This is a genomic window from Streptomyces sp. NPDC005899 (assembly GCF_040629645.1).
Lineage (GTDB): Bacteria > Actinomycetota > Actinomycetes > Streptomycetales > Streptomycetaceae > Streptomyces.
Map to the genome: position 1 here is coordinate 1 of NZ_JBEXWB010000319.1, position 7,446 is coordinate 7,446.

The following is a 7,446-nucleotide window of genomic DNA, read 5'->3' on the forward strand; positions in this document are numbered from 1 at the left end:
GTGCCGGGCGGGGCCCCGGCGCGCGAGTCGTCAGGGCGCCACGGCCTCCGCGGCGGCGGGGCGCCGCAGGCCGGCCGCGGCCAGTGCCGCGCCGACGACGCACAGCACGGCGGTGACCACCACGGCGGCGTGCACCCCGTTCATGAACGCGTTGCCGCTGCCCTCGACGACGGCCGCCCTCAGCTGCGCGGGCATGTCGGCCGAGACGGGCGAGACGCCCATGGACACGGCGTCCCGCGCCTCCGCGAAACCGGCCGCCGCGCCCGCGGGGACGCCGGCGCCGGTCAGCTCGCCGGTGAGGGTGGCGCCGACCCTGCCGCTGATCAGGGACACCAGTACGGACGTGCCGAGCGCGCCGCCGATCTGCAGCGCCGTGGCCTGCAGACCGCCCGCGACACCACCGTCCTTGCGCGGCGCGTTCCCGACGATCGCGTCGGAGGAGGCGGACATCACCATGCCGACGCCCAGGCCGATCGCGAGGAACGGCGGCCACATGGCGGCGTACGGGGAGCCGGCGTCCCACGTCAGGATCCACACGGAGGCCGCCGCCTGGAGCAGCATGCCCAGCGGCATCGTCAGGCGCGGGCCGAACCGCTGCGTCAGCGCCGCGCCCAGCGGCGAGGCGACGACGGTGGCCAGGCTCAGCGGCAGCGTGCGGACGCCGGCTTCAACCGGGGTGAAGCCGCGCACGTTCTGCAGGTACAGCATCAGGAAGAAGATCACGCCGAGCAGTACGAAGAAGTTGACCGCGGTGACCACGGTGCCGATGGTGAGCGCCGGGCTGCGGAAGAGGCGCATCGGCAGCAGTGGGTGCCGGACGCGGGTCTCGTACCAGCAGAAGACGGCCAGTACGGCGAGGCCCGCGGTGAGCGCGCCCAGCGTCCCGCCGGAGGTCCACCCCCACGTCTCGCCCTTGACCACGCCGAAGACCAGGGCCACCAGCCCGGCGGCGAGCAGGACCACGCCCGGTACGTCGAAGCGCTGGTGCCCCGTGGAGTCCTTGCTCCTGGGCAGCACGAGCAGGCTGACGGCCAGCGCGACGACACCGATCGGGGCGTTGACGTAGAACACCGACTCCCAGCTGACGTGCTCCACGAGCAGCCCGCCGACGATCGGCCCGAGCGCGGTGGAGCAGGACGCCACCATGGCCCACAGGCCGACGGCCATCCCGAACCGCTGCGGGGGGAAGACGGCGCGCAGCAGGCCGAGCGTGTTCGGGATCAGCAGGGCGGCGAAGAGCCCCTGCACCGCCCGGAAGGTGACGACGCCCTCGATCGAGCCGGAGAGGGCGATCGCGACCGAGGCGAGGGTGAAGCCGACGGTGCCGGTCATGTACACCGTGTGCCGCCCGAAGCGGTCGCCGAGCTTGCCGCCCAGGATCAGGAAGGCGGCCATGGCGAGCAGGTAGGCGTTGGTGACCCATTGCAGGTCGGCGGTGGAGGCGTTGAGGTCCCGGCCGATCGCCGGGTTGGCGATCGCGACCACGGAGGCGTCGAGGTTGACCATGAACAGGCCGATGGCGACGGCGATCAGGGTGAGCCAGGGGTTGGCGCGCCGGCCCCGCGGCGCGTCGGGGGGTGGGGCGTGTGCGGGCAGGGGGGACCGGCCCACGGTGGTGGAGGACATGGGAACGCCTTGTCTGTGAACGTGCTTCGAGGGAGGTGGCGCGGCTCCGGGAAAGGGAGCCGGCGCCGGGGTGCGGCCGGGAACGCGGCGACTGCCCGGCGGTGGTCCACCGGCGCGCCGGCCACGCCCGGCCGTGCCTCACGGGCCCGGTACGGCGGGACCGGGCTCCGGGGAAGGGCCCGGCCAGGAGGGAGGAAGGGTGTCCGCGTCAGCCGGTGGGGGAGTGGAGGCCCCGGGAGAGTGACGTCAACGCGCCCAGGGCCGCGCCCAGGGCGTCGAGCTGCCCGTCGGTGAGGGTGTGCAGCGCGCGCGCCATGTGGGATTCCTTGAGCAGCCGCGCCTCGGCGAGGCGCTCACGGGCCGTGGGCGTCGGATGCAGATGGGCGACGCGCCTGTCGGCCGCGTCCTGCCTGCGCTCCAGCAGCCCCAGCTCCGTGAGCTGGGAGACGAGGGCGCTGACGTTGTTCGGCTTCATGAGCAGGGCCTGGGCCGTCTCGCGGACGGTGATGCCCTCCCGCTCCTCGACGAGGAAGAGCAGCGCCAGCTGCCCGTCCGGGAGCCGGGGGTGCGGGAACTCGTGGCCGACGTGCCGTTCGAGGCCCCGGTGCAGCGCGGGCAGGACGGCCACGAGCGCGGAGGCCACGTGGTCGATGTCCTGCGGCGGCGCACTGGAGTCGGGCATGCCGACAGCATAGGTACGAGCAGATACCTATGTCAATATATCCAAAGGCTCGCGGTCGTGGCCCGGTGCTCGCGGCCGGGGGGACGGCCGACGCCGCGTGCCCCGGCCACCCGCGGCGGCGCGGGCCGTGGGCCGGTCGGGCGCCGCCCCCGCGTGCATGATGCACAGGGACGGTGGTGGTATATCTGCAGTCGAGAGACCAGACGCACGGTGAAGGCGGTCGAGAGACAAGATCATGCAGCAGCCCGAGAAGCCCACGGACCTGATCGAGTTCGAGACCATGGTGCTCGGGCGGCACCTCCAGCCGAGCGCTCCCCGGTCGAGGCGCGGCGGAGGACTGGACCGCAGCGCCTACACCCTGCTCAGCCGCATCCGCATCCAGGGCCCGATGTCCATCGGGCAGCTCAGCGACGCCTTCGGGCTGGACGCCTCCACGCTCAACCGGCAGACCGCCGCCATGCTGCGGGCCGGCCTCGTCGAGCGCATCCCCGATCCCGACGGCGGGATCGCACGCAAGTTCCGGATCACCGAACTGGGCAGGCGGGGCCTCGACGAGGAGCGCGAGGAGAACATCCGCGGCCTCGAACGGGTCATGGCCGAGTGGGCTCCCGAGGAGGTCGCCGACTTCGCCGGTTACCTCAAGCGCCTCAACACCGACATCGAGAACCTCGACGGACGCCCTTGGCCGCGCCCTTGAGCCCCGCGGTCGCCCCCGGCATCCTCCCGGGGGCGCCCGGGCGGCGCGGTGTGAAGCACAACTGCGGCGCCGCTTAAGAAATCCTCGATGGACCTGGAGCCCGGGGTACGGCACATTTCTGTGTGACGGCGCAGGAGGCGGCACCCGGAGCGGACGCACGCGTTCCGCCCCGCCCCGTCAGTCGTCACCCCATCCACCCCCCGGGCCGCAGGCCGCCTTCGGCATGCCCCGGCCCGGGTGGTTCACCAGGTACCAGGTACAGGGAGCCGCAGCAGTGAAGGCACTCGTGAAGCAGAAGGCCGAACCGGGCCTCTGGCTGATGGACGTACCGGAGCCGGAGACCGGCCCGGGAGACGTCCTGATCAAGGTCCTGCGCACCGGGATCTGCGGCACCGACCTCCACATCCGCGACTACGACGGCTGGGCGCAGCAGGCCGTGCGCACCCCGCTCGTCCTGGGCCACGAGTTCGTCGGCGAGGTCGCGGCCCTCGGCGCGGACGTCGTCGACATCGAGGTCGGCGACCTCGTCAGCGGCGAGGGCCACCTGGTCTGCGGCAAGTGCCGCAACTGCCTGGCCGGCCGCCGCCACCTCTGCCGCTCCACCCTCGGCCTCGGTGTGGGCCGGGACGGGGCGTTCGCCGAGTACCTGGCACTGCCCGCGTCGAACGTGTGGGTGCACCGCGAGAAGGTCGACCTCGACGTCGCCGCGATCTTCGACCCGTTCGGCAACGCCGTGCACACCGCGCTCTCCTTCCCGCTCGTCGGCGAGGACGTCCTGATCACCGGCGCGGGACCCATCGGCATCATGGCCGCCGCCGTCGCCCGGCACGCCGGCGCCCGCAACGTCGTCATCACCGACGTGAGCGAGGCCCGTCTCGAACTGGCCAGGAAGGTCGGCGTCAGCCTCGCCCTGGACGTCGGCAAGGAGACCATCGCCGACGGCCAGCGCAGGCTCGGCCTGCGCGAGGGCTTCGACATCGGCCTGGAGATGTCCGGCCGCCCCGAGGCCATGCAGGACATGATCGCCAACATGACGCACGGCGGCCGGATCGCGATGCTCGGGCTGCCCGCGAGCCAGTTCCCGGTGGACTGGTCACGCGTCGTCACCTCGATGCTGACGATCAAGGGCATCTACGGCCGGGAGATGTACGAGACCTGGTACGCCATGTCCGTGATGCTGGAGGGCGGACTCGACCTCGCCCCGGTGATCACCGGCCGGTACGGCTACCGCGACTTCGAGGCGGCCTTCGACGACGCCGCGAGCGGTCGCGGCGGCAAGGTCCTCCTCGACTGGGCCGACTGAAGCTCTTCGTACGCACCCCCGTACCCACCTGGGAGACCTCCTCATGTTCGCTTCCGTACGCGACGACCTGCGCACCACCCTCGACGAGATCCGGGACGCCGGGCTCCAGAAGCCCGAGCGCGTGATCGGCACCCCGCAGTCCGCCACCGTCGCCGTCACCGCCGGCGGCCGTGCCGGTGAGGTGCTCAACTTCTGCGCCAACAACTACCTGGGCCTGGCCGACCACCCCGAGGTCGTCGCCGCCGCCCACGAGGCACTGGACCGCTGGGGCTACGGCCTGGCGTCCGTCCGCTTCATCTGCGGCACGCAGGAGGTGCACAAGCAGCTGGAGCAGCGGCTGTCGGCCTTCCTCGGCCAGGAGGACACGATCCTCTACTCCTCCTGCTTCGACGCCAACGGCGGTGTCTTCGAGACCCTCCTCGGCCCGGAGGACGCGGTCATCTCGGACGCCCTCAACCACGCCTCCATCATCGACGGCATCCGCCTCTCCAAGGCGAAGCGCCACCGCTACGCCAACCGCGACATGGCCGACCTCGAGCGGCAGCTCAAGGAGGCGTCCGGCGCGCGGCGCCGCCTCGTCGTCACCGACGGCGTCTTCTCCATGGACGGCTACGTCGCCCCGCTGGCGGAGATCTGCGACCTCGCCGACCGCTACGACGCCATGGTGATGGTCGACGACTCGCACGCCGTCGGCTTCGTCGGCCCCGGTGGCCGGGGCACCCCCGAGCTGCACGGCGTCATGGACCGCGTCGACATCATCACCGGCACGCTCGGCAAGGCCCTGGGCGGCGCGTCCGGCGGGTACGTCGCGGCCCGTGCCGAGATCGTCGCGCTGCTGCGCCAGCGCTCGCGCCCGTACCTCTTCTCCAACTCGCTCGCCCCGGTCATCGCCGCCGCCTCCCTGAAGGTCATCGACCTGCTGGAGTCGGCCGGCGACCTGCGCGAGCGGCTCGACGCCAACACCGCGCTCTTCCGCTCGCGGATGACCGAGGAGGGCTTCGACATCCTGCCCGGCGACCACGCCATCGCCCCCGTCATGATCGGGGACGCGGCGAAGGCGGCCCGGATGGCGGAGCTGCTCCTGGAGCGGGGCGTGTACGTGATCGGGTTCTCGTACCCCGTCGTCCCGCAGGGGGCCGCGCGGATCCGCGTCCAGCTCTCCGCCGCCCACTCCACCGAGGACGTCGACCGGGCCGTGGACGCGTTCGTGGACGCCCGGGCCGCACTGGGCGAGTAGTCCGGGCCGTCCCTCCGGCCTGGGACAATGGGCGCATGATCGATGCACGGCGGCTGCGCGTCCTGCGCGCGGTGGCGGACCACGGCACGGTGACCGCGGCCGCCGCCGCGCTCTACCTGACCCCCTCGGCGGTGTCCCAGCAGCTCGCCGCGCTGGAGCAGGAGACCGGCCACCGGCTGGTCGAGCGGGGGGCGCGGGGCGCCCGGCTGACCGCCGCCGGGGAGATCCTGCTGAACCACGCCAACGCGGTGCTCGCCCAGCTGGAGCGGGCGGAGGCGGAGCTCGCCGACTACGGGGCGGGCGTGGCGGGCACGGTCACCGTCGCCGCCTTCGCCACGGGCATCGGCCTCGTGCTCGCCCCCGCCATCGCCCAGCTGACCCGCACGGCACCGGGCATCCGGGTGCGGGTGCAGGACGCCGAGGGTGACGCGAGCGTGCCCATGGTCCTGGACCGCCTGGTCGACGTGGCGGTCGCCGTGGAGTACCGGGGCGCACCCGGCGACGACGACCGGCGGCTGACCCGCGTGCCGCTGTACTCGGAGCCCTTCGACGCGGTGCTGCCGGTCGGCCACCCCCTCGCGGGCCAGGACCACGTCAGCGTCGCCGACCTCGCCAAGGACCGCTGGATCGGCCCCTATCCCGGCAACCCCTGCCATGACGTGGTGGTTCTGGCCTGCGAGTACGCGGGCTTCGCACCCCAGCTGGAGCACTCCTCGGACGACTTCCACGCGGTGCTCGCGCTGGCCGGGGCCGGGGCGGGCGTGGCCCTGGTGCCCCGGTCGGCGCTCCGCGGCACGGCGCTCGCAGGGGTCGTCGTGCTCCCGGTGGAGGGCGCCGCCCCGACCCGGCGGGTCTTCGCCGCCGTACGGCAGGGTGCCGAGGGCCACCCGCTGATCAAACCGGTCCTGGACGCGCTGGGGGCGGCGGCCGGGCACGCCTAGGCGAGCGGCCGTCGGCGATCCGGGAGGGGGGCGGCGGACTGCCGGAGCCGGTAGCGCGCCGGCCGTCGACCGTGCCCACCGCGCCCCCCGCTGTGGCGCCTCACGCGGGCTGCAGCAGATCCCAGCGGTTGCCGTACAGGTCCTCGAAGACCGCGACGGAGCCGTAGGCCTCGTGCCGCGGCTCCTCCAGGAACCGGACACCGGCGGCCCGCATCCGGGCGTGGTCGCCCGCGAAGTCCTCGGTGTGCAGGAAGAAGCCCACCCGGCCGCCCGTCTGGGCTCCGACGCTCGCACGCTGGCGGTCGTCCCCGGCGCGGGCCAGCAGCAGCCCGGTGCCCCGGGTGCCGCGCGGGCGCACGACCACCCAGCGGCTGCCGTCACCCCGGTCGGTGTCCTCCACCAGTTCGAAGCCCAGGGAGCCGGTGTAGAAGGAAAGGGCCTCGTCGTAGTCGCGGACGACCAGGGTGACCAGGGCGATGTGGGGCATGGGGGTCCTCGTCCTTCGTGCGCGTGAATGGGTGGCCGGCGGCGCCGGCGGTGTACGGATCCCGTGGACCCGTCGTGGTTATACGTAACACTAACGCCGGGCCCGCCGGGTCGGGGACAATTCCCGCCATGGACACCAGCGACCTCGCCGCGCTGACGGCCCGCGCCCACCGCCTCGCCGCCGCCGGCCGGCGCCGCATCCTCGGCATCGCGGGGCCCCCGGGCGCCGGGAAGTCCACGCTGGCCGCCCGGCTCGTGGAGGACCTCCGCGGCCGTGCGGTGCTCGTCCCGATGGACGGCTTCCACCTCGCCCAGGCCGAGTTGGAGCGGCTCGGCCGGGCCGGGCGCAAGGGCGCCCCCGACACCTTCGACGCCGCCGGCTTCGCCGCCCTGCTCCGGCGGCTGCGCGGACCGCGGACCCCGGAGACCGTGTACGCGCCCACCTTCGACCGGACGCTGGAGGAGCCGATCGCC

8 protein-coding genes are annotated in these 7,446 nt (G+C 73.5%); 5 read left to right on the forward strand and 3 right to left on the reverse strand.

The window, feature by feature from the left end; genetic code table 11:
• Nucleotides 1-30: 30 nt before the first annotated feature.
• Nucleotides 31-1,626 carry a DHA2 family efflux MFS transporter permease subunit gene (locus ABZ371_RS26255; RefSeq protein ID WP_358683944.1) on the reverse strand — a complete coding sequence of 532 codons (1,596 nt, stop codon included), beginning with the start codon at nt 1,624-1,626 and terminating at the stop codon, nt 31-33.
• A 208-nt stretch (nt 1,627-1,834) separates the two neighbouring features.
• Nucleotides 1,835-2,308, reverse strand: a complete 474-nt coding sequence (locus ABZ371_RS26260) for a MarR family transcriptional regulator (RefSeq protein WP_358683946.1) — start codon at nt 2,306-2,308, stop codon at nt 1,835-1,837.
• A 235-nt stretch (nt 2,309-2,543) separates the two neighbouring features.
• On the opposite strand from ABZ371_RS26260, the gene ABZ371_RS26265 reads away from it, so the two are divergent.
• The 4 genes from ABZ371_RS26265 to ABZ371_RS26280 all read left to right on the forward strand — a co-directional run bounded on the left by ABZ371_RS26265 (nt 2,544) and on the right by ABZ371_RS26280 (nt 6,486).
• Entirely contained in the window at nt 2,544-3,005 is a 462-nt protein-coding gene (locus ABZ371_RS26265; protein ID WP_358683948.1) for a MarR family transcriptional regulator, read from the forward strand.
• Between the two features lie 274 nt (nt 3,006-3,279).
• The gene (gene tdh / locus ABZ371_RS26270) at nt 3,280-4,308 is read left to right on the forward strand and encodes an L-threonine 3-dehydrogenase (RefSeq protein WP_358683950.1); all 1,029 of its coding nucleotides are present in this window, start codon (nt 3,280-3,282) and stop codon (nt 4,306-4,308) included.
• Between the two features lie 43 nt (nt 4,309-4,351).
• On the forward strand, nt 4,352-5,545 hold the full coding sequence (locus ABZ371_RS26275; protein WP_358683951.1) for a glycine C-acetyltransferase: 1,194 nt from the start codon (nt 4,352-4,354) through the stop codon (nt 5,543-5,545).
• Nucleotides 5,546-5,580: 35 nt separating this feature from the next.
• Complete coding sequence (locus ABZ371_RS26280; RefSeq protein WP_358683953.1) at nt 5,581-6,486, forward strand: LysR family transcriptional regulator; 906 nt, start codon at nt 5,581-5,583, stop codon at nt 6,484-6,486.
• A 100-nt stretch (nt 6,487-6,586) separates the two neighbouring features.
• On the opposite strand, the gene ABZ371_RS26285 is transcribed toward ABZ371_RS26280, so the two are convergent.
• Nucleotides 6,587-6,973 carry a VOC family protein gene (locus ABZ371_RS26285; RefSeq protein ID WP_358683955.1) on the reverse strand — a complete coding sequence of 129 codons (387 nt, stop codon included), beginning with the start codon at nt 6,971-6,973 and terminating at the stop codon, nt 6,587-6,589.
• A gap of 128 nt (nt 6,974-7,101) precedes the next feature.
• Here ABZ371_RS26285 and ABZ371_RS26290 point away from each other — a divergent pair.
• Nucleotides 7,102-7,446 (forward strand): ATP-binding protein (locus tag ABZ371_RS26290; RefSeq protein ID WP_358683957.1); only part of this gene is annotated, 345 nt, incomplete at its 3' end.